Raw genomic sequence first — 19204 nt, 5'->3', positions numbered from 1 at the left:
CGACCACCGCATCGGGATCAGTGCTGCGACGCGGTGACCGGGTAGCGGATGAGGGTCTTCATTGCCTCCGGTGCGACCCGGCCCGGGGCGGATAGATAGATCTCGTGGTGGCGGCCTCGGAGGGTGCGGCCTTGGTCGGTGAGGAAGGCCAGCAGGCGGTCTCGGGTCGGGGGTTCGGTGGCGTAGGGGCCGATGTGGAGGATCTGGGCGCATTCGCCCTCGTCGAACAGGTCCCAGCGGACCTGGTCGACGGGTAGGTTCGGTTTCTTCTTGCGGGTTATCGCGAAGGCTTCGGTCACGGTGGCCGGATCCGCTTGGGGCGGTTGCTGAATCATCATGGTCCAGGTCCAGTCGCTGCGGTCGGCGCTGGGGCCACCGTCCCATTGGCCTTGTAGCGGGGGGACCGAATAGAGCACTGTGCCAGCTGATTTCAGCAGGGCGCGGATGCCGTAGGCGACCGCGTACAGGGCGCTGACGGCCGCGGCGTATTCCGGGCCGTCGGGATCGCCTTTGCCGTCGATCATGAGGAACGGCAGCTCGGGGACCGTGAGCAGGAGGGGCTCCGGTCGTGGGGCGTAGAGCTGCCGGTACTCGGTCCGGAGGTTCAGCGTGTCCATGGGAGCGATTCTGAACCCTCCAGCAACGGGACAGTCAATACCGCGTTCAGGCGGCGGCGGGATTCTCCAGGACGATGGCCACGCCCTGGCCGGAGCCGATGCACACGCCGATCGCGCCGTAGCGGGCATTGCGTTCGCGCAGTTCGGTGGCCAGGGTGAGGACGTAGCGGGCCCCGGTGGCGCCGAAGGGGTGGCCGATCGCCACCGCGCCGCCGTTCGGGGTCAGCTTCTCGTCGGGGATGGTGAATCCGCCCAGCTGATTGGGCAATTCGCGCAGCACGCCGAGCGCCTGGGCGCTGAAGGCCTCGTGCACCTCCCACACGTCGATCTGCTCGGGCGTGAGCCCGGCGCGCTGGATGGCGAGCGGGAGCGCCCACGCCGGAGCCAGGCCCATGAAGAGCGGATCGATGCCGTACACCGCCGACGACACCACCCGCGCGAGAGGTTCGACCCCGAGTTCGGCGGCCCGCTCACCCGAGGCCAGCACCAGGGCGGCGGCCCCATCGGTCAGCGGCGTCGAATTGCCGGCGGTCATCTGCGTGGTCCCCGGCTGCGGGGGCAGCGCCGCCAGCCGTTCGGCCGTGGTGTCGTCCCGGATGAACTCGTCGTGCTCGAACAGCCGCGCGGGCGTCTTGCGGTTCCCGGCGATCTCGACCGGCATGATCTCCTTGGCCAGTCGCCCGGAATCCCTGGCCGCCTTGGCATTCCGCTGCGTGCGCAGCGCGAACGCGTCGATCTCCTCCCGGGTCAGCCCGTACCGGTCGGCCACGTTCTGCGCCGTCTCGATCATGCCGATGTACGCGTTGCGGGCCAGCAGCGCCGGATTGGCCGGACCGCCCGCACCCGCCCACATGGTGTCGAGCAGGATGACCGGACCGCGCGGCCCGAACGGGGAATCGCCCTTCATGTACGCCCACCCCGACCGCGACATGGACTCGACGCCGCAGGCGATCCCGACGCCCAGATCCCCGGCCTTGATGGCATGCGCGACATTGATGGTGGCGCTCAGCGACGATCCGCAGAACCGGTTGATCGTCACCCCGGCCACGCTGTCCGGGAACCCCGCCGCCAGCGCGCCCCACCGCGCCACATCGCCCATGCCCTCGTGCGCCGGATTCACACACCCCGCGACGATGTCCTCGATCTGATCCAGCCCGACCCCGACCCGCTCGCACGCGCCCTTCATGGTCATGCCCAGCAGATCGTCGGTCCGAATATGCGACAGCGAGCCACCGTAGCGGGCGAACGGGGTCCGGACCCCGCCGAGCACATACGCTTCCGTCATCACGATCTCCTTCGAAGGCTTCGGGTTGCGGCCCGGGCGAGCCGCCGGCCGCCGTTATCGATCTTGCCTCGATTCCGGCGATTCCGGCGATATCGACGGACGCGACTACCCGGCGGCGACGTCCAATACCCAGATCACGCCGAAACGGTCCCGCAGCATCCCGTAGGCCGGCGCCCAGCCCGACGGACCCAGCGGGATGCGGACGGCCGCTCTCTCGGACAGGGCGTCCCAGTAGCCCGCGATCTCCTCCGCCGTTTCCCCGCGCACGGAGACGAAGAAGGAATTCTCGCCCGGCCGATGGGGGAGCGGCCCCGGCACGTCGTAGGCCATGACATGGAAACCGTTGGGCGCGAGCACCTGTCCCCACATCACATGCTCGGGCGTGGTCCCGTCCGGGACGTTCCCGGTATCGGCGTAGGTGACGGCGACCAAGTCGCCGCCGAAGACCTTCCGGTAGAACTCCAGCGCCGCACGCGCCTCGCCCCGGAAGTTCAGGTGGGTGGTGGTCTGGATCGACATGCGGTTCACCTTTCGGATGCGCGGCTCGTCGCCGCCGGATCGTCCCGTATCCCGGGCCCGAGACGACTCTCGCAGCGGTAGCGGACAGGATGTGTCCGCTACTACTGGCAGACTCGAGTTCGTGCCCAAGACCTCCGCGAGACTGCTGGCGTTGCTGTCGCTGTTGCAGGCGCGCCGCGACTGGCCGGGCCTGTTGCTGGCCGAACGCCTGGAGGTCAGCCCGCGCACCGTGCGCCGCGATGTGGACCGGTTGCGCGAACTCGGGTATCCCATAGCGGCTTTCAAGGGCCCGGACGGCGGCTACCGGCTCGAGGCCGGAACCCGCCTGCCGCCACTGCTTTTCGACGACGAACAGGCGGTCGCGCTCGTCGTGGCGCTGCGGACGGCGGGCGGTTCCGGCGCGGGCATCGCCGAGGATGCGGCGCGGGCGCTGGCCACCGTGCGCCAGGTCATGCCCGCGCGCCTGCGCAACCGCGTCGACAGCCTGACCGTCACCGCCGTCGAAAGACCTACGACGCAGCGGGATTCGCCAGTGAGCGGCAAAGTCCTCGAGGCGATCGGCGCCGCCGTGCATGCGTGCGAGGTCCTGCGGTTCGACTACGCCTCCCCGTCCGGCACGGCAGACCGTGCACCGGGTCCGCCGCGCCGCGTGGAGCCGCACCATCTCGTCGTCCGCGCCGGGCGCTGGTATCTGGTGGCCTGGGATCTCGAGCGCGCCGACTGGCGCGTCTTCCGTGCCGACCGCATCACCCCGCGCACCCCCGCCGGTCCGCGCTTCGTCCCCCGCGAGCTCGCCGGCGGCGACCTGAACAATTTCCTCACCGGCCGCTTCCGAGGCGCGGAGGCGGGCGCCGGCTGGCCCTGCCGCGGCGAAGTGATCCTGCACCTGCCCATCGCCGAGATCGCGCCGTACCTGGGAGACGAAGTCGCCGAGGAACTCGCCCCGGACCGCACCCGCCTGCTCCTCGGCTCCTGGTCGTGGATCAGCCTGGCCACCATGATCGGCAGGTTCGACGCCGAGTTCGACATCCTCTCCCCGCCGGAACTCGCGGCCGCGTGCGCCCGCCTGGCCCGCCGCTACACGGCCGCGGCTACGCCCGCGACACGGATCGAAACCTAGTGCCCGGAACACTTTTTCGGCCGCGCTCGAGTCGATGAGCGCGGCCGAGAAGCAATCGGGTGATTCAAACGGCGATCGCCGGCGGGTGATAGCGGCTGCAGAGTTTGGTCCACGCGTAGTTGCCGTGCACCCAGGCCCGCAGGCTGCGCGCGACTCTTCGTTCCGCCGGACTCAATTCCGGCAGCGCCGTCAGGGCGGCGATCTGGGCGGCCTGCTCGTCGAGCAGTTCGGTGTACAGCTCGACGATGTCCTCCAGCGCGACAGTCAGATTCGTACCGGCGCGCAGCACGGTCACGTAGTTGAGCGAGTCGTCTTCCTTGACGGTGGAGTACAGGTCGTTGACGATGGCGCACAGCACGGCGCTGGTCTGGCGGACATCGCGGAACAGGCGCAGGTGCGCGGGGGCGATCTCGCCGTAGGCCAGCTCGATCAGGTCGAAGGGCGGGAACAGGCCGATACTGAAAGTACGTAGGTATCGGTACGCGCCGGGTGAGGGCATCAGATCCATCTGCCGGTACGGCATCTCGAACAGGCAACCGTGGAAGAACATCCGCATATCGGTGGCGAACTGGTCCAGCCACGCCTCCCCGGCGAAGCGGGCGCACTGCTCGCGGAAATCGCTGAGCGCCACCAGGTATCGATTGTCGGATCGCGGCTGCTCGCCGCGCAGCACCCGCTCGCAGGCATCGAAGATCTCGATGGCCGCGGTCGGATCCGTGCCTTCGCCGTAGACGTCGTCGAACAGGAACATCCAGCCGATCAGCTTGGCCGCCAGCTCGATCACCTGGACCGGCGCGTCGGGGAGTGCGTACGCGGCGCAACTCCAGCAACAGGTTCGCTCGAAATGCCCGCCGCCGTCGAGGCCGTGCCGCCGGGCCCAGCGCAGCACTTGTTTCCGGACATGATCGACGTGGGGGCTCGGGAATACTTCCTCATGGGGCAGGCGCTCGACCGCCGCCATGATTTCCTTCATCTGGCGCTGTGATTTCATCAGACTTCCTCCGCATGCGTGGCAGCTATCAGAAGAAGCAGCCGGCGCCGCGCGGTCCTGAGTCGCCGGACCGTCCGTCCCTGATCGTCCGCCGAGAAATCCATTGTTTCCCAGCTACGTTCGTCAGGGGCGGTAACGGGCTATCGAAGGCGTAACGACCAGGGGCGGATCTCTCGCGGATACCGTTGCTCCGAATTCGCCGAATCCCTTGGGACTCAATGGGTTGCGAGGAGTTCGCGAACCCGGAGGTGACAGCTGCCCTACTGTCGATCATATCCGGAGATACCGGCCGATGGGGAGCAACCGGTGGGTATCTCCTGACCAAATGTGCCGAACTGTCCTGCGGCATAACGACTTCAGAGATCACCCGAAGTCGGTCCGAGGTCCACTTCGCGGCGCTCGATGACCTCGGCCGCGTGCGCGAACGCCGATCGATCACGCTGAACAGGACATTCGCCCGAGTTTGCTGAAGCACGAAACGGCCGGAGTGCGAAGCGTTATGCAAACGATGCCGCCCCGCGGTCCCGACATTGACGTTCGGCGGGGCGCCGCCGCGGCACGGTCCGGCGGCGCGCAGAATATGACCATGGATACCGTCACCGCCTCGGATCTGCGGAGACTGTTGGCCGCAGCGAACCCTGATGCCTGTCTGGTGCTGGCCGAAGGCCGCACGCAAGTCGTCCCCGCCGGCGACGCGCCCGGCATGATCCTGATCGACCGCGCCCAGGTGGAGGCCCGGCTCGGACCGGACCCGGAGGAATCCGCCCTCGTCGAATACGCGGCCCTGCTCGACTCCGAGGTCCGCCTGCAGGGCGGCTGACCGCGTTCCCTACCGTATGGTCGGTAGGGCCATGTTGACCTTCTTACTAGCGCTCGCGGGGTTCGCCCTCCTGGACTCACTGCACGTCCTGAACATCGGGATCACCGCCGCGGTAGTGGTCGACTCGCGCCTGGGCCGGCGCTCGCCCGTGCCCGGGGCTTTGAGTTTCATCACCGGGATATTCGCGGTCACAACCACATTCGGCATCGTCACGGTGCTGGGTCTGAGCTTCCTGACGGACCTGATCCAGTTCGACATCACCCCGACCGTCCGATACTGGGCGGAATTGGTGGTCGGCGCGATCCTGCTGCTGCTCGGCGGGGTCCGTCTGTCGGGCGGTTCGATGGGGTCGATGCCGTCCTGGGCCATCGAAGCGCGCCGCCGTCCGCTGTGGCTCGGCCTGCTCGGCGCGGGCATCGGGCTCGGGCAGGCGCCGACCGCGGTGCCCTACCTCGCGGCGCTGGCCATGCTCACCGTCCGTGAGCCGCGGCCCGCGCTGTGGCCGCTGATCGTCGTCGCCTACTGCCTGATCGCACTGCTGCCGCCATTGCTCGTGCTGATCACCGCGACCAGTCGCTCACCCCGGGCCCAGCGCGGCTACCGCGCTCTCGTGCGAGGCCTGAACCGCTACGGTCCGCTGTCGGTTCGCATCGTCTTCCTGCTCTGCGGCGCACTGCTCGTCCTCGACGCGGTCCGGAATTATTCGGCGCTCTGAGTCCCTTGTCACCGGCATCGCGAAGGAGCAGTGTGAGGTGCACCGGTGGCGCCGCCGGGGTGCTGCCCTGAGCACCGAGGAGGTGGGTCGTGTTCGCACGCTCTACCACCATTCACGCGCGGCTGTCCGCTATCGACGCCGGTACCGCGCACGTCCGCGACGAAATCCTGCCCGCCCTGGAATCCTTCGAAGGTTTCGTGGGGCTGTCCCTGCTGATCGATCGGCAGCAGACCGGCCGCTGCATCGTGACGACCGCGTGGGAATCGGAGGAGCTGATGCGCGCCAGCGCGGCCCGCGTCCGTTCCATGCGTGACCAGGCCGCCACCATGTTCGGCGGCAGTCCCCAGGTCGAGGAATGGGAGATCGCGGTCCTGCACCGCAACCATCACACGCCGCCCGGGGCCTGCGTCCGCGCGGTCTGGGTCAAGACCGAGCCGGATCGCCTCGACGCCGCCATCGAAGGCTACAAAGTCATGTCCCTGCCGGGCATGGAAGCGCTCGAAGGATTCTGCAGCGCAAGCCTGCTGGTCGATCGCGAATCCGGTTATGCCGTCTCGTGCGCCACCTACGATTCCGCCGACGCCTTGAAACAGAACCGCGCCCAGGCCACCGCCCTCCGCGACCAGACCACCCGCCAGACCGGTGTCAGCGTGGTCGAAGTCTGCGAATTCGAACTGGCACTCGCGCACCTGCGGGTCCCCGAACTGGTGTAACCCCGCGGCGGCGCCGTCAGGGTCGCGGCGCCGGCGCCCGCGCGGTGAGCACCTGCCCGGTCCGCCGCCGCACGTCCATGCCCTCGGTTCCTTCCCATCGAGCCGCGACGACGTACAGCGTCGAGCCGTCGGGCCCACCGAGCGCGCAGGCGAACGGGCTGCGATCGAGCGGAACCTCGGCGAGCACCGCCCCGCCCTCCGCGATCAGCAGGCACCCGGTCATCGCCGCGCACCACACCGACCCGGACGCATCCAGGCAGATTCCGTCCGGATGGCCATCGACCTCGGCCCAGACCCGGCGCCGGTCGAGGCTGCCGTCCGGCCGGATATCGAAGGCGGTCAATCGTTTCGCGTGCGACTCGGACACGATCAAGGTCGACCCGTCCGCGGTGATCACCATCCCGTTGGGGAAATACAGTTCATCGGCCACCTGCCGAACCGTCCCCTCCGGCGTCACCAGCGCGATGACCCCCGTCGACGGTTCCTCCCCGGCCATCATGTCGAACCCGATTCCGTTGACGTAAGCGTTCCCTCGCCCATCGACCACGATCTCGTTCCACGGATGTTCGTCGACCCCAGCCAGATCCGCATACGCCACCAGCCCACCCCGGCCCTCCCGGCACAACACCTTCCGCCCCGAACTGTTGTCCACGATCAGCATTCGCCCATCGGGCAGCCAATCGAAACAGAAGGGCAACCCCTCCATCCGAAACTCCACCGCAACCCGCCCCGCCGAATCCACGCTGAGCACTTCCCCCGTCATCCAATCCGACAACCACAACCGCCCCCATGCCATCGCGGCGACTCACCCAGCGCCAACCCCTCCACCAGCACCGCCGACTCCAACAGCCGCCCCGTCATACGCCACCTCCGACTCGAACGATCCCGATATCTGGATGACGAACCAACGCTCCGAAACTAATCGCCCTTACCTCATCCCTCCTCGCGCCCAGCAAGATCGAGGTGCAACGCCGCCAGTTCGATCAGCGGACAACTCCGCCGGCTGCTCTGCCCGATGTCGCGCCCCTCCGCGCTCCACAACGGTGGATACACCGACAACCCGTCCTCGGGAGCAAGCGCTGCGACCTCCTCGATCCAACCCGGCCACCGCAGCTCGCCATAGAACCGGTCGGCCCCGCCCTGCACCGCCCACGCGACGAACGCGGAATGCCCACCTCCGATCGGCTCCCATCGCAAGGTCTCCGGCCCGAGATAACAGACCTCCCCGGCCTTCCCCGGCAACCCGCCTCCGTTCACGGCGAAGCGTCCACCCAGCACATCGAAACCCACTGTCAGCCAGCCCACCCCGGGATCCTCGCTCCCGGGCTCGCCGATTCCGTTGACCTCGGCCAGGTTCGGCAAACCGCCGTACCCACCCCCGAGAATCCGCAGCCATCCATGGTCGACCACCAGCCCGCCGGTGTGCAGAGCCAAAGCTCCGAGCGTGGAGTACGCGGTCACCTGCAACCGGAACAGCGTCCGGCGCGCCTGTTCCGGATCCACCGCCAGCACCTCGACCGGAACTTTCGCGCCCGCGAAGGACTTTCGCAAGGACGGCCAGGCCGGATCATCGACTTCCACGAGCTCACGAATCGAGCGAACGTTACTCACCCGATCGATCTTGGCAGGCTCGGCCCTAGGCCGAGAGGTTCAGGGCGGTGGGGACGGCGTCGAATGTTGCGCGCAATCGGTCGAGAAGGGCGGTCCGGCCGCCGGTTCCGTCGGTGGCGACCCAGTCTCGGCCGGCGATGCTCCAGGCCGTGGTGGTCGTTTCGGCGAGGATGCGGGGGCGTAGATCCCCGGCGGGGAGGGTGAGGGTTGCGGTGAGTTGGTCCGCGATTTGTTTCTGCACGCCGGTTCGGGTGTAGCCGACGTGGCCGAGCAGGCTGGGGGCGGTGAGGATCAGTCGCCGGGTGGCGATGTAGCGCCGGTCCCAGTCTTCCGGGAGTGCGTGGACGGCATCGGCGAGTACGTCGTGCAGCGCGGCCAGGACCGGGCCGTCGAGTTTCCGTCCGGTGAGGGCGTCGAGAAAGCCTGTCCAGAGCTCGGTTTCGGCCTCGATCGCCACATCCTCCTTGGTGGGGAAGGCACGGAAGAAGGTGCTGCGCGAGACCTCGGCGGCGTCCACTACCTCCTGCACTGTCGTTGCGGCGAAACCCTTTTCGGTGAACAGCCGCAGTGCCGTGTCGGCGAGTGCGCGGCGGGTGCGGATTCGTTTGCGTTCGCGTAGCGGCAGGGCGTCGGTGGTGGGCATGCCGTGATCCTAACGCCTCATGAACCTTGGGATCTAAAGAAACTAAGTTTCAATTGAGACTTGCGCACGAGTGGAACTGGGTGTCAGAATTTGAGTCGTCAACGAACACCCCTGATGCAGGAGATCGCCATGAGCACCACCGCCTCGACCACCCTGAACCCGTCGATCATCGGCCAGGCCGAGAAGCATCACACCGCGGTCCTGGCCCGCGCCCTGGCTGGCACCACGCTCGACGAGAAGCAGTGGATCACCCTCAACCAGGCGGTCGCCGCGGATGGGCCGATCGAACGGACCGCGCACGTCGCTCGCATCGCCGGTATGACGCAATGGAATCCGGCGGACGTCGACCTCGCCGTGACGGCGCTACTGGCGGCAGGCCTGCTGGATGTCGCATCCGGAGAGCAGCTGGGGGTGACCGCCGCGGGCGCCGCCCTGACCGCCCAGGTCCGTGCCACATCCGGCGCGATCGTTCAGGCCGCCTACGGTGCGATCGACCCCGAGGACCTGGCCGTCGCGGCGCGCGTCCTGACCACCATCACCGCCCGCATGTCCGAGGAACTGGCCCGCGCCTGAAGCCGGAACATCCACCACCCCAACGAAAGAGGAAGCCATGTCCACCCTGACCGCCGACCGCATCGAGATCAGCGACCTGTTCGCCCGCTTCGCGCTCCTCCTGGACGAGCGGCGCTGGGACGACGCCCACACCGTCTTCGCCGCAGACGTGCGGGTCAACTCGCCCCGGGTGCAAGTCCAGGGCATCGACAAGGTCGTCGCTTTCATGCGCCAGGGCGAAGTAGAAGGGGAACGCAGCCAGCACACGACCACCGACCTGCTGGTAACCGTCGACGGCGATCACGCTGCCGCCCAAGGCAACTCGCTGGTGTTCTACTACCGGGACGGTCAGCCGCCGCACCAGGCCGCCGGTCTCCGGCAGGTCTGCACGGCGACCCGGACGGCATCGGGCTGGCGGCTCAGCGAGGTACAGGTCGTGCCCGCCTGGATTCGCAAGGACTGATCACCGCACACGCTCGATCGTCCAGGTGATGCCCAGCGGTGCAAGGGAATTCAGGAAATCGGCGGGCTCGAAGGCCTCGGCGGGCGCGAGGGCGCCGGGTTCGGTCCCGCCGCCCGCGAGGCGAACCGCCGCCTCCACCGCCATGATCGCGGTGTCCCGGTACGCGTCCGGCCCGGTCAGCACGCCGCGGACCGTGGTGCCGTCGGTTCCGATGGCGTCGAGCACCAGCTCGTACCGCAGATCGGTGCTCGGCTCGGGCAGCGATTCGAGCAGCTCGGGCGTGAAACCGGCCAGCTGCGTGAGCATTTCGGCTTCGACGACGCCCGCCACGAAGGACACGTCGGTGTGGCGCGGGATGGTGAGCACCGGCGGCTGCTGGAATTTGGCGACCGCGGTCGGCTCCGCGTCGCCCGGGAAGGTCATCAGGGTGTGCCGATCGATCGGGCCGGTGCGCAGCTCGCCGCTCTCGTAGTGCCAGCCGCCCGCCCGGAACCAATCCAGCCCGGCCAGCACGGTTTCCGCGCTGCCCCGCGACCCCGACCCGGTGCCGCGGGTCACCAGGCTCATCACGATCTCGGCCGGTGCGGGCACCCGCCGCGCGGCCGAATGGGCGAGCAGATCGCCGGGCAGGTTGCTGTTGGTGATGCCCGCCAGAATGGTCACCCCCGCGGCCGCGGCTCGCGGGCCGTACTCGTAGAACGCCTTCTTCAGGAACAACTGCTCGCCGGAGGTGTCGGTGTAGTGCGCGCCGGCCGCGATGGCGGCGGCCAGCACCGGTTCGCCGAAGGTGACGTAGGCGGGCAGGGTGCTGATGACCACGTCGGCATCGGCGAACGCGGCGGTCAGGGCGGCCGGGTCGTCCAGATCGGCGATCCGGATCTCGGCGTCCGGCATGCCCGCGGCGGTCGCGGCGGCGCGCAGCCGGGTGTCGTTGCGGCCCACCAGAATCGGGGTGATGCCGCGGCGGCGGAGCTCGTGCAGGGCGTAACCGCCGGTGTGGCCGGTGGCTCCGTAGACGGCGATGGTGGGGTGCTGGGGGTTCGAGTGCTTCGCGGTGTTCGTCATGAGAACGAAGTTATGGCGCTGCTCGCCGCGATTGAATGGCTCAACGGCTCAGCTCGATGCCCGAATGACTCACCGGCCGGCCGGTCACTAGATTGGCGGCGTGGACGTGCTCAGTGAAACCATCACCGCCATTCGCACAGGTGCCCCTACCTGCGGAATGTTCATTCGCCATGCCCCGTGGGGTCGTGGCTACCCCGTGGTGCCGGGCACCGGATTCCATGTCGTGCTCGCCGGTTCGTGCTGGCTGGTGCCGCCCACCGGCGCACCGATCGCACTCGGCGCCGGGGACGTGATCCTCATGCCGCGCGGTTCCGACCACGTACTCGTCGACAGCCTCGACAGCCCCGTGACCGAACAGGCGCACATCGGCGAACCCCGCGAGCTCACCGGCCCCGGCCCGCGCAGCGAATTGATGTGCGGCGCATACGCACTCGGCCGTCAGCGCAGCCACCCACTGCTCGACGAGCTGCCCGAATTCGTGCACATCCGCCCCGACACCGATCCGCGCCTGCGCGGCCTCCTGGACATCCTTGCCGCCGAACTCACGCAACCACGCGCCGGCACCGATGCCGCAGTCCCGGCCCTGCTGGAAACCCTGCTGCTCTTCGCCCTGCGCACTTGGTTCGAAAACCAGGCCACCCCGACCGGCTGGGCCGGAGCATTCACCGATCCCGACGTCCTGGCCGTCCTGCGCGCCATCCACGACGCCCCCGAACGAGCCTGGACGGTACCCGACCTCAGCGCCGTCGCCGGCGTGAGCCGAGCCACCCTGACCCGCCGTTTCACCGCCACGGTCGGCGAACCACCCCTGTCCTACCTCACCCGCTGGCGCATGCTCACCGCCGCGCGCCTGCTCCGCGACACCGACACCCCACTGTCCGGCGTCGCCCGCAAAGTCGGCTACCAGAGCGAGTTCGCCTTCGCGAAGGCATTCAAACGCGAATACGGGCTCGCGCCCGGCCAATACCGGCGCGGGGAGGACGCGCCCGCCGTCGTCGCGGTCTGAAAACACAAGCGCCCCAACGCAGGTTCCGATACCCCGGGCTGGTTGCTAGCTCGGTGACGAACCCGACGGAGCCGGCCTGGTGAACCGCACGCCGTTGAAAGTGTGGGTGCAGCACCCACACCGAGGCTCCAAGCTCGATGCATCGATACCGGGGTTCACAACCTGCAGCGTTCCGTCGTCGGCGACATAGAGCCCGCTGTAGTAGGTCGACTCACTGACCCGCACATAGTCCCGGCGGTCAGCTTCCCGCACCGCCACCAGCCAGAAAATAGGTTCGCTCTGATCAAGCCGAGACTGAGCTTCGGCATACGTGCCCTCCCAATCCGAGCCCACCTTCGACAACAGAAACCGAAAGAGCGGCGTGTAATCACGCCCCCGCCGCTCCACCCGCCCCATACCCTCCTGCGTCACATCGGAATTCGCCACCCGCTTCGTATTGCGCCGATGCCGGTACTCACCCCCGCGCGGTCGCGCCCCCCGCGCAGTGGTGTTGTCCTTCCGATACAACGGCGGCTTATCCACTCCTCGACCCTAAGCCACCCACAACCGTCCTCCCAGCCTCCTCGGCACCCGCCCTGACCACATGCGGAGTGAGTAAGCCACGCTCGATTCGAATCGTTTGTCAGCGCCCGGAACCGCTTTCGAGGAATTCGCGGATGAAGCACAGCGGGCAGATCGGGTCGAACGGTGCGGTGATCGGAGTCGCGGTAGTGGTCGACGGTGCGGCCGGCAGTTCGTCGGTTGCCGCACCGGCGATTCCGGGTTGCAGGGCGAGCGTGACGGTAAACGCGCCGCCGGCAATGACATTCAGCATTTGACGGTACAAGCGATCCTCCATCTTCGTCACAACAGGAGTACGAGTGCCCACAGTACGCCCACCAGGGCGAGCAGCAGCGGCGGGATCATCGTCCGGGTCGAGGGCCACGTCGATCGCCAATACCCTTGTGCGACAAGCGCTGTCTGCAGTCGTCGGGACAAGGGCGGGATGCGATAGACGATCACCAGTACCGTCATCGCCACGATATCCAGGACCGCCAGCACCAGGATCAAGTTCGTCACTGTGGTTCCCCTAGGCCGAATTTCCTCGCAGCCTAGCCGGTTGGGGTGCCGCCGGTCAGCCGGGCGGCGGGCTGATACCCATCAGTGCGATTCAGTTGGGCCAGGTGCCGGTGAGGCGGCGGGTGGCGGTGGCGCCGGCGCGGTCGACGGCGGCTTTGACGCCGGCGAAGATCGCGCCCTGGATGACGGCGGCGAGGAGGACTTCTTGCCAGCTGCGCTCCTCGTCGGTGGCTTCGGGTGCGGTTTCGTCGTGGCCGAGCAGCTTCCAGGCCTGCTTGAATGCCGCGCCGGCGAGCAGTCCGCTGATCATGCCCAGGATCAGGCCGACCGGTTTGTAGGCGATTTTGGTGGCTTTCATGGGTTCATCCGTTCCGGCGGCGGCGCACCACCCACACCGTCGTCACCAGGCCGGCCGCACCGGCCCCCGCGAGTACCAGTCCGCGGTGGTTGCGGGCCTGGTCGGCGAGCTGGGATGTCCTGTGCCGCACCGGTTCCGGTGTCTTGTCCCGCACGGTACGGCCGACCTGCGCGGTCCGGGCACGAGCCTGTTCGGCGGCGTCGGCGGTCTTGTCCTTCAGCTGATCGACCTTGGCGGCGGCCTGCTGCTTGGCCGCCTCGGCCTTGTCGTGCGCGCGGGCTTTGACATCGGTCTTGGCCGACAGCGCTTCGACGGTCTGCGCGAGTTCTTCGCGGGTGTGCTCGACCTGCTCACGCAGTTCGTCGACGGTGGCCGCGGTCTGCTGTTCCGGGTCCGGCTGATTCATCGCTGTGCGCTCTCCTTGATCTGCGCGATATCGGCTTTGACGGTTTCGATCGTTTGCTCGGGCGCCGGCGGTGTGGCCTGACCGACCTGTTTGCGACCGGCCAGCGCCAGCACCGCGGTGATCACCGCGAGCGCCGCGGTGACGATGAGCGCCGACGCCCACACCGGCAATTCCACGGCCAGCGCCGCGATCGCGGTGAAAACCAAGGCCTGCAAGGTCAGGAACCCGACCACGCCCGCACCGCCGAACAGCCCGCCGCTGACCCCGTACCGCTTCCCCTTCTCCTTCATCTCGGCCTGTGCCAGCCTCAACTCCCCGCGCACCAGCTCGGTCAGCTGCTGCGAAGCCCGCTGCACCAGCTCACCCACCGTCTCCTGGTCAGGATTGTGGGTAGCCGGCCCGGCTCCGATGTGCTGCGATTGCACACTCGACACGGCGATCACCTCCGGATTCGCTGTCGCTCCATGGTCACGTCCGGTCAGCCCCGAACGCCTCTGTCAACCGCCTACCCAAACCTGGGCGTCTAACACGGGGTAACCACCGGCTCGCGACCCGTCTGCCCGGGGTGACGTCCGCGCAGCCTCTCGCGCTATCCAGCGGGTATCGGCCAACGCGGTGAATGGCAGTCGGGTCGTAAGTGTTTCGGCAAAAGGTGGTGGCCGGTCCATCATTCCGACTAACGTGATGCGTTGATGGATGACAGGCCTCGGTGCCCCCCCGCTCGGCTGTCAGGCAGGTCTGGCGAGAGTTGCCAGGAGCTCGTTTCCGACACGCTGATCCAGGAGTTGGCCATGAACGACCCGACCGGTCGGTGCCTTCGTGACGTCCCCCGCGGACCCGGGCGGATGCCGGTTGTCGGCCACGGCTGGCGGCTGCGGCGCGATCCGGTCCAGTTCATGGTGGAGCTGGCCGGCATCGGGAAGATCGTGCGTGTCGATATCGGCACCCGCGTCGTCTACGTCATCACCGATTTCGGACTGCTCCACCAGGTCTTGGTGGATAACGCCGACTCCTACGAGCGCGGTCTCCTCTTCGAACGCATCCGCCTCATTTTCGAGGAATCGCTGATCGTCGCGGATGGCCAGCAGCACAAGGAGATTCGCCGCCTGGTGCAACCGGCGTTCCATCGCACGGAGCTGGAAGGCTACGCGCCGATCTCGAAACGCTACGCGGATGCGCTGGCGGACTCCTGGCAGCCGGGCCAGCTCATCGAGGCCCGTTCCGTGCTGTTGGACTTGGTGATCACCGTCTTGCTCGAGTCCATGTTCTCGCACGCACCCGAAGCCGGTGAACTGCAACTCATCTCGGGCCTGATCGACAGCATCGGCGCGGGCGCCATCGTCGGCAGTGTGCTGCCGAAGCGCGTGGCGAGCCTGCCCCTGCCGGTGAATCGCAATTTCCTGTCGGCCGGTACGCGACTGCGGGACTTCTGCCAGGACCTGCTCGTGGCGCGCCGGCGCAGCGGTGAGCGCCGGAGCGACCTGATCGACGTCCTGCTGAATTCCCCTGGCGCCGAACACCGGAGCGACAAGTTCTTGTCGGAGCAGGCCGTGACGATCCTGTTCGGCGGGATGGACGCCTTGACCGCCACCCTGACCTGGTCGCTGTACGAGCTGTCGCAGCGTCCGGAGGTGGCTGCGAAACTGCGGCAGGAGGTCGCCGATACGCAAGGGCTCGACCCCCGGAAACTCGATCAGCTCGACTACCTGAACTGTTTCCTGAACGAGGTCACGCGTTTCCATTCGCCGATCCTGCAGACCAGGCGCAGCGTCACCACCGTCGAACTCGACGGATTCACCTTCCCCGCCGGAACCGACATCGGATACAGCATCGCGGCCGTCCACCGCGACCCGCGAATCTTCGCCGAGCCCAACACCTTCGACCCGGATCGGTGGTCGAAGTCCGGGTCGAAGGTCAGGGGCTTCGTCCCGTTCAGCATCGGCAATCAAATGTGCGTCGGTCGCAACCTCGCTTGGGTGGTACTGCAGGCCACGCTCCACAGCCTGCTGTCGAAGTGGGAGTTCCACCCGGTCGCAACCAAGAATCACGGGCGGGCCTTCGGGCCGATCCCCGGCATGCGAGAACTTCCGCTCGAGGTCCGCCCCGCCGTGGCGAGAGCGATCGCGACCACCGAGCCGGTGAACCTCGGCTAGGTCTTGCGTGATCTGGTGAGCGTCGCCCTGCGATATCCGGACATCCGGCGCAGGAGGACGGGCAGCACGGCCGCGGCGGCGAACAGGGCGACGGCGACCAGGATGAAGTAGAACAACGACCCGGTGCGCCCGAAGCGGGGCACGAACGCGACCTGCTGGCCGGTCGCGGCGACGGCGTTGAGGAACGGGGCGTAGGCCTGCAGGGTGAATCCGTGCGGCAGTAGGTTCATGGCGGCCTCGGCCACATACACCCAGAACAGGAGCACGGCGACGGCGGCGGATGGCGCGCGGATCAGCGACCCGACCGCGATGCCCACTCCGCACGCGGCGAACGCGTAGACCGGAACGGTCCAGAGGAAGCGGATTCCGGCCGAATCGGTGATGTCCACGGCCCCATACAGTTCCGGGAACTGGTGGGGGAGCGTGACCATGACGACGACGAGCAGCACCACCGTCGATATGGCCGCGATGGCGCCGTAGTAGATCCAGCGGGCCAGCGCTGCCGTCCACAGCCGGGGGAACAGGAAAGTATTGAGATCGTTGGTCGGGCCGCGTCGTTGGGTGCCGTGAGCGTAGGCGGCGGTGACCATCATGATCGATACGGAGAAGGTCATCACCCAGTACACGGAGTTGACGGTGGACACCGGGGACACGAAACGCTGTCCCGGGAGGGTGGCGAGTCGTTCTGCCACAGCGGCGATTCCGAAGGTGACGGCCAGCGGCAGGACGAAGGTGAGCGGAACGGCGACCGTCCACAGGAAACTGCGCCCGGTGGTGCGGGTCCATTCGGCGGCGACGCCGCGGCCGATGAGAGTGGCCGGACCGGGACCGTTCATGAGGCCGCGCCGGACACGACACGGGTGGGCAGGCCGGCGATGCGCACGTAGGCGTCTTCCAGGCTGGTCTCGCCGGGCTCCAGTGTGCTCATCAGCTGGGTGAAGGGCTGGTCGGTCAGCACGCCCCCGTTGCCGAGGATGACGATGTGGTCGGCATTGCGTTCGACCTCGTCGAGCAGGTGCGTGGCGACCAGGACGCAGGTCCCGGCCGCGGCCAGATCGCGCAGCAGTTCGCGGATCCAGCGGATGCCCGCGACGTCGAGGCCGTTGAGCGGTTCGTCGAGGAGCAGGGTCCGTGGCTCGCCGAGCAGTGCGGCGGCGATGCCGACGCGCTGGAGCATGCCCAGCGAATAGTGCCCGAGCCTGCGATCGGCGACCCGGACCAGGTCGACGAGTTCGAGCACCTCGCCGACGCGGCCGGTGGACAGCCCACGGGCACGAGCGATCCAGCGCAGATGCCGGCGTGCGGTGTGGCGTGGGTCGAAAGCCCGGTAGTCCAGGTGCATTCCGAGTGTGGCGGGGGTGGTGTGATGAGCTCGCACCGGGGTGTCGTCGACTCGCACGGTCCCGGCGGCAGGCGTGACGAGGCCGCAGATGCACCGCAGCAGCGTGGTCTTGCCGGTGCCGTTGAGACCGATCAGGTAGGTGACCGCCCCGTCCGCCACGGTGAGTTCCGGGACTTCGAGGACGGTCACGCCCGGGTAGCTCAGGGTGAGGTCACGAATATCGATCACGGTGCCCGGAGCCGGTCAGAAGTCGCAGGACATCGACAGTCCTACGGCCTGAATGCCCTCGCACACAGAGCTGTTGGAGAGTTTCCAGACGCCGTCGATTCGTTTCCAGACCACACGCGCGGTGATATCCGGTCGTCCGACCGACTTGGTGCGCAGCATTGCGGTGTGCACGTTGCCGTCGTGGGTTTCCGGACCGGAGATCTCGTTCGAACCGTACGGTGCGCGGAACAGACCGGTGTTGTAGAGGGCGTTCGCGACCGCGACCGCGCCCATGCCGCCTTCCATATTGGCCGCTTTGGCTTCGTCGGAGACGCCGGGCGTTTCGATCAGGAACACGACCTGGTCGTGGAGATCGTCCACGGTGGGAACGTCTTTGGTGATGAGGAACCCGCCGGGGGCGGCGGAGGCGGCCGGGGCATTGACAATCGAGGCGCCGGTCGAGGCCACGGCGACCGTCATGATCGACGACACGACACCAGCGACGATATTGAAGGACTTCATCTCTTCATCCTCTGATCAACTGGGACAGTGCATGATGCACGCTCGAATGTGAAGGGAGCCAGCAACGAAATTGGCGCATCAAAGGATACTCGCGCTCGGGGCCGCTTCCTCAGGGTTTGCGCCCGATAGCGCCGAGCATGACCATTCTGGTGGTCGGCAGGCCGGGGCGGAGCCACTGCTGTACCGGCACCACGCCGGGTTCGAACAGCTCGAAGCCGTCCATGAATGCCTGTGTCTCCGGCGTGGACCGGAATTTGACCTGGGCCGGAGTGTTGTTGGTGCCGGTGAGGACCCGCAGTATCTCCGGGTCCGAGTCGGAGGAGCCATGACTCATCGCCAGGTAGCTGCCCGGTGCCAGTTGATCACGGAAGGCGGCGACGATGTCGGCGGGGCGTTCGTCGTCCAGCACGTAATGCAGCACGCCGGAGAGGATGACGGCGACCGGCTCGTTGAAATCGATCAGAGCACGCTCGCGCAGTTGATCGAGAATTTCACCGGGACAACGAATATCGCCCAGCAGTGCGGTGACTCCGGGCGGCCCGGCTAGCAGCGCGTCGCAATGGGTGACCACGACCGGGTCGTAGTCGACGTACACCACCTGCGCCGATGGCTGGATCTCGCGGGCCGCCTCGTGCACGCTGGGCGAGACCGGGATCCCGGAACCGAGATCGAGGAACTGACGGATACCGGCATCTGCGGCCATCTCGACCGCTTTCAGCAGGAAACCCCGGGTGAACCAGACCAAAGTCTTGATTTCGGGCACCTGAGAGAGCATCCGGCCGGCCATTGCCCGGTCGGTCTCGTAATTGTCCTTCCCGCCCAGCAAGTAGTCGTAAACCCGGGCGGAGCTCACCTCTTCGGGGTTGAGCGAGTCCGGTTTCCGTCTAAGCTCCGACGCGGCAGGTCCATCTGCACCTTCGGCCACAGACTAACCGTAGCCGACCGCCACGCCGGGTGTGCGCGAATTGCCGCCCCGGTCGAGTCTCGGGTGTACCGCGTTCCGGCGCAACATGATTCGACACGCCCCGGCAGGCCGA

At 67.5% G+C, this 19204-nt stretch carries 26 protein-coding genes; 8 read left to right on the top strand and 18 right to left on the bottom strand.

Translation table 11 applies throughout. From position 1 onward, the window contains the following. Positions 1–17: 17 nt before the first annotated feature. From NY1_RS08300 to NY1_RS08290, 3 genes are all read right to left on the bottom strand, one after another. Positions 18–617 carry a GyrI-like domain-containing protein gene (locus NY1_RS08300; protein ID WP_067710046.1) on the bottom strand — a complete coding sequence of 200 codons (600 nt, stop codon included), beginning with the start codon at positions 615–617 and terminating at the stop codon, positions 18–20. 46 nt (positions 618–663) lie between these two features. Next, positions 664–1902: a thiolase family protein gene (locus NY1_RS08295; protein ID WP_067710044.1), complete on the bottom strand. Its 1239-nt coding sequence runs from the start codon at positions 1900–1902 to the stop codon at positions 664–666. Positions 1903–2007: 105 nt separating this feature from the next. Beyond that, positions 2008–2421, bottom strand: coding sequence for a VOC family protein (locus NY1_RS08290; protein WP_067710042.1), 414 nt, complete (start codon positions 2419–2421; stop codon positions 2008–2010). Between the two features lie 121 nt (positions 2422–2542). Between NY1_RS08290 and NY1_RS08285 the strand changes: the two genes are divergently transcribed. Next, positions 2543–3541, top strand: a complete 999-nt coding sequence (locus tag NY1_RS08285; RefSeq protein ID WP_067710040.1) for a helix-turn-helix transcriptional regulator — start codon at positions 2543–2545, stop codon at positions 3539–3541. Between the two features lie 64 nt (positions 3542–3605). Here NY1_RS08285 and NY1_RS08280 read toward each other — a convergent pair whose 3' ends face one another. After that, a complete protein-coding gene (locus NY1_RS08280; RefSeq protein WP_067710038.1) occupies positions 3606–4532 on the bottom strand; it encodes a terpene synthase family protein in 927 nt (308 codons plus the stop codon). Between the two features lie 586 nt (positions 4533–5118). On the opposite strand from NY1_RS08280, the gene NY1_RS08275 reads away from it, so the two are divergent. The 3 genes from NY1_RS08275 (at position 5119) to NY1_RS08265 (ending at position 6780) form a co-directional block, all read left to right on the top strand. Next, positions 5119–5352, top strand: coding sequence for a hypothetical protein (locus tag NY1_RS08275; protein WP_157762110.1), 234 nt, complete (start codon positions 5119–5121; stop codon positions 5350–5352). A gap of 31 nt (positions 5353–5383) precedes the next feature. Next, on the top strand, positions 5384–6067 hold the full coding sequence (locus tag NY1_RS08270) for a GAP family protein (protein WP_067710034.1): 684 nt from the start codon (positions 5384–5386) through the stop codon (positions 6065–6067). An 89-nt stretch (positions 6068–6156) separates the two neighbouring features. Beyond that, positions 6157–6780, top strand: coding sequence for an antibiotic biosynthesis monooxygenase family protein (locus NY1_RS08265; protein WP_067710032.1), 624 nt, complete (start codon positions 6157–6159; stop codon positions 6778–6780). A 16-nt stretch (positions 6781–6796) separates the two neighbouring features. On the opposite strand, the gene NY1_RS08260 is transcribed toward NY1_RS08265, so the two are convergent. The 3 genes from NY1_RS08260 to NY1_RS08250 form a co-directional block, all read right to left on the bottom strand. Next, complete coding sequence (locus NY1_RS08260; RefSeq protein ID WP_218028326.1) at positions 6797–7543, bottom strand: SMP-30/gluconolactonase/LRE family protein; 747 nt, start codon at positions 7541–7543, stop codon at positions 6797–6799. A gap of 170 nt (positions 7544–7713) precedes the next feature. After that, positions 7714–8391, bottom strand: coding sequence for a DUF2625 family protein (locus NY1_RS08255; protein ID WP_067710030.1), 678 nt, complete (start codon positions 8389–8391; stop codon positions 7714–7716). A gap of 25 nt (positions 8392–8416) precedes the next feature. Continuing rightward, positions 8417–9034, bottom strand: a complete 618-nt coding sequence (locus NY1_RS08250; protein WP_067710028.1) for a TetR/AcrR family transcriptional regulator — start codon at positions 9032–9034, stop codon at positions 8417–8419. A 129-nt stretch (positions 9035–9163) separates the two neighbouring features. Here NY1_RS08250 and NY1_RS08245 point away from each other — a divergent pair, with 129 nt between their 5' ends. Together NY1_RS08245 and NY1_RS08240 are read left to right on the top strand one after the other, a co-directional pair. Then, complete coding sequence (locus tag NY1_RS08245) at positions 9164–9607, top strand: winged helix DNA-binding protein (RefSeq protein ID WP_067710178.1); 444 nt, start codon at positions 9164–9166, stop codon at positions 9605–9607. A gap of 37 nt (positions 9608–9644) precedes the next feature. After that, complete coding sequence (locus tag NY1_RS08240; protein ID WP_067710026.1) at positions 9645–10049, top strand: nuclear transport factor 2 family protein; 405 nt, start codon at positions 9645–9647, stop codon at positions 10047–10049. Here NY1_RS08240 and NY1_RS08235 read toward each other — a convergent pair whose 3' ends face one another. Further along, positions 10050–11114 carry a saccharopine dehydrogenase NADP-binding domain-containing protein gene (locus NY1_RS08235; RefSeq protein ID WP_067710024.1) on the bottom strand — a complete coding sequence of 355 codons (1065 nt, stop codon included), beginning with the start codon at positions 11112–11114 and terminating at the stop codon, positions 10050–10052. 100 nt (positions 11115–11214) lie between these two features. Between NY1_RS08235 and NY1_RS08230 the strand changes: the two genes are divergently transcribed. Then, complete coding sequence (locus NY1_RS08230) at positions 11215–12120, top strand: AraC family transcriptional regulator (RefSeq protein WP_067710022.1); 906 nt, start codon at positions 11215–11217, stop codon at positions 12118–12120. Positions 12121–12165: 45 nt separating this feature from the next. On the opposite strand, the gene NY1_RS08225 is transcribed toward NY1_RS08230, so the two are convergent. The 6 genes from NY1_RS08225 to NY1_RS08200 form a co-directional block, all read right to left on the bottom strand. After that, positions 12166–12642 (bottom strand): hypothetical protein, encoded by a 477-nt coding sequence (locus NY1_RS08225; protein WP_067710020.1) that lies wholly within the window; start codon positions 12640–12642, stop codon positions 12166–12168. Positions 12643–12742: 100 nt separating this feature from the next. Further along, complete coding sequence (locus NY1_RS08220) at positions 12743–12934, bottom strand: hypothetical protein (protein ID WP_067710019.1); 192 nt, start codon at positions 12932–12934, stop codon at positions 12743–12745. A 29-nt stretch (positions 12935–12963) separates the two neighbouring features. Beyond that, on the bottom strand, positions 12964–13179 hold the full coding sequence (locus NY1_RS08215; protein ID WP_067710018.1) for a hypothetical protein: 216 nt from the start codon (positions 13177–13179) through the stop codon (positions 12964–12966). Positions 13180–13270: 91 nt separating this feature from the next. Then, entirely contained in the window at positions 13271–13537 is a 267-nt protein-coding gene (locus NY1_RS08210; protein ID WP_067710017.1) for a DUF4235 domain-containing protein, read from the bottom strand. A 4-nt stretch (positions 13538–13541) separates the two neighbouring features. Further along, positions 13542–13943, bottom strand: coding sequence for a DUF3618 domain-containing protein (locus NY1_RS08205; RefSeq protein ID WP_067710016.1), 402 nt, complete (start codon positions 13941–13943; stop codon positions 13542–13544). Further along, complete coding sequence (locus tag NY1_RS08200) at positions 13940–14377, bottom strand: phage holin family protein (RefSeq protein WP_233434248.1); 438 nt, start codon at positions 14375–14377, stop codon at positions 13940–13942. The genes NY1_RS08205 and NY1_RS08200 overlap by 4 nt, the downstream gene beginning before the upstream one ends. Before the next feature lie 357 nt (positions 14378–14734). On the opposite strand from NY1_RS08200, the gene NY1_RS08195 reads away from it, so the two are divergent. After that, the gene (locus NY1_RS08195; RefSeq protein ID WP_169815317.1) at positions 14735–16096 is read left to right on the top strand and encodes a cytochrome P450; all 1362 of its coding nucleotides are present in this window, start codon (positions 14735–14737) and stop codon (positions 16094–16096) included. On the opposite strand, the gene NY1_RS08190 is transcribed toward NY1_RS08195, so the two are convergent. The 4 genes from NY1_RS08190 to NY1_RS08175 all read right to left on the bottom strand — a co-directional run bounded on the left by NY1_RS08190 (position 16093) and on the right by NY1_RS08175 (position 19092). Next, a complete protein-coding gene (locus NY1_RS08190; RefSeq protein WP_067710012.1) occupies positions 16093–16932 on the bottom strand; it encodes a hypothetical protein in 840 nt (279 codons plus the stop codon). The genes NY1_RS08195 and NY1_RS08190 overlap by 4 nt on opposite strands. Further along, positions 16929–17666, bottom strand: a complete 738-nt coding sequence (locus NY1_RS08185; protein WP_067710010.1) for an ABC transporter ATP-binding protein — start codon at positions 17664–17666, stop codon at positions 16929–16931. Before NY1_RS08185 ends, NY1_RS08190 begins: the two co-directional genes overlap by 4 nt. A 15-nt stretch (positions 17667–17681) precedes the next feature. Continuing rightward, positions 17682–18167 carry an MTB12 C-terminal domain-containing protein gene (locus NY1_RS08180; RefSeq protein WP_067710008.1) on the bottom strand — a complete coding sequence of 162 codons (486 nt, stop codon included), beginning with the start codon at positions 18165–18167 and terminating at the stop codon, positions 17682–17684. 109 nt (positions 18168–18276) lie between these two features. Continuing rightward, entirely contained in the window at positions 18277–19092 is an 816-nt protein-coding gene (locus tag NY1_RS08175; RefSeq protein ID WP_067710006.1) for an SAM-dependent methyltransferase, read from the bottom strand. Positions 19093–19204: the final 112 nt, after the last annotated feature.

Source organism: Nocardia yamanashiensis NBRC 100130 (assembly GCF_001613325.1).
In the GTDB taxonomy this organism is placed as follows: Bacteria; Actinomycetota; Actinomycetes; order Mycobacteriales; family Mycobacteriaceae; genus Nocardia; species Nocardia yamanashiensis.
Note: the sequence above shows the minus strand (reverse complement) of the source record. Positions and strands in the feature narration are given on the sequence as shown.

What these genes read in the sequence shown, in the direction of transcription:
- NY1_RS08190 (WP_067710012.1), bottom strand. Translation starts at nt 16,932, where the DNA reads ATGAACGGTCCCGGTCCGGCCACTCTCATCGGCCGCGGCGTCGCCGCC.
- NY1_RS08195 (WP_169815317.1), top strand. Translation starts at nt 14,735, where the DNA reads ATGAACGACCCGACCGGTCGGTGCCTTCGTGACGTCCCCCGCGGACCC.
- NY1_RS08260 (WP_218028326.1), bottom strand. Translation starts at nt 7,543, where the DNA reads ATGACGGGGGAAGTGCTCAGCGTGGATTCGGCGGGGCGGGTTGCGGTG.
- NY1_RS08210 (WP_067710017.1), bottom strand. Translation starts at nt 13,537, where the DNA reads ATGAAAGCCACCAAAATCGCCTACAAACCGGTCGGCCTGATCCTGGGC.
- NY1_RS08275 (WP_157762110.1), top strand. Translation starts at nt 5,119, where the DNA reads ATGGATACCGTCACCGCCTCGGATCTGCGGAGACTGTTGGCCGCAGCG.
- NY1_RS08280 (WP_067710038.1), bottom strand. Translation starts at nt 4,532, where the DNA reads ATGAAATCACAGCGCCAGATGAAGGAAATCATGGCGGCGGTCGAGCGC.
- NY1_RS08270 (WP_067710034.1), top strand. Translation starts at nt 5,384, where the DNA reads ATGTTGACCTTCTTACTAGCGCTCGCGGGGTTCGCCCTCCTGGACTCA.
- NY1_RS08235 (WP_067710024.1), bottom strand. Translation starts at nt 11,114, where the DNA reads ATGACGAACACCGCGAAGCACTCGAACCCCCAGCACCCCACCATCGCC.
- NY1_RS08250 (WP_067710028.1), bottom strand. Translation starts at nt 9,034, where the DNA reads ATGCCCACCACCGACGCCCTGCCGCTACGCGAACGCAAACGAATCCGC.
- NY1_RS08205 (WP_067710016.1), bottom strand. Translation starts at nt 13,943, where the DNA reads ATGAATCAGCCGGACCCGGAACAGCAGACCGCGGCCACCGTCGACGAA.
- NY1_RS08220 (WP_067710019.1), bottom strand. Translation starts at nt 12,934, where the DNA reads ATGCTGAATGTCATTGCCGGCGGCGCGTTTACCGTCACGCTCGCCCTG.
- NY1_RS08180 (WP_067710008.1), bottom strand. Translation starts at nt 18,167, where the DNA reads ATGAAGTCCTTCAATATCGTCGCTGGTGTCGTGTCGTCGATCATGACG.
- NY1_RS08290 (WP_067710042.1), bottom strand. Translation starts at nt 2,421, where the DNA reads ATGTCGATCCAGACCACCACCCACCTGAACTTCCGGGGCGAGGCGCGT.
- NY1_RS08295 (WP_067710044.1), bottom strand. Translation starts at nt 1,902, where the DNA reads ATGACGGAAGCGTATGTGCTCGGCGGGGTCCGGACCCCGTTCGCCCGC.
- NY1_RS08300 (WP_067710046.1), bottom strand. Translation starts at nt 617, where the DNA reads ATGGACACGCTGAACCTCCGGACCGAGTACCGGCAGCTCTACGCCCCA.
- NY1_RS08245 (WP_067710178.1), top strand. Translation starts at nt 9,164, where the DNA reads ATGAGCACCACCGCCTCGACCACCCTGAACCCGTCGATCATCGGCCAG.
- NY1_RS08240 (WP_067710026.1), top strand. Translation starts at nt 9,645, where the DNA reads ATGTCCACCCTGACCGCCGACCGCATCGAGATCAGCGACCTGTTCGCC.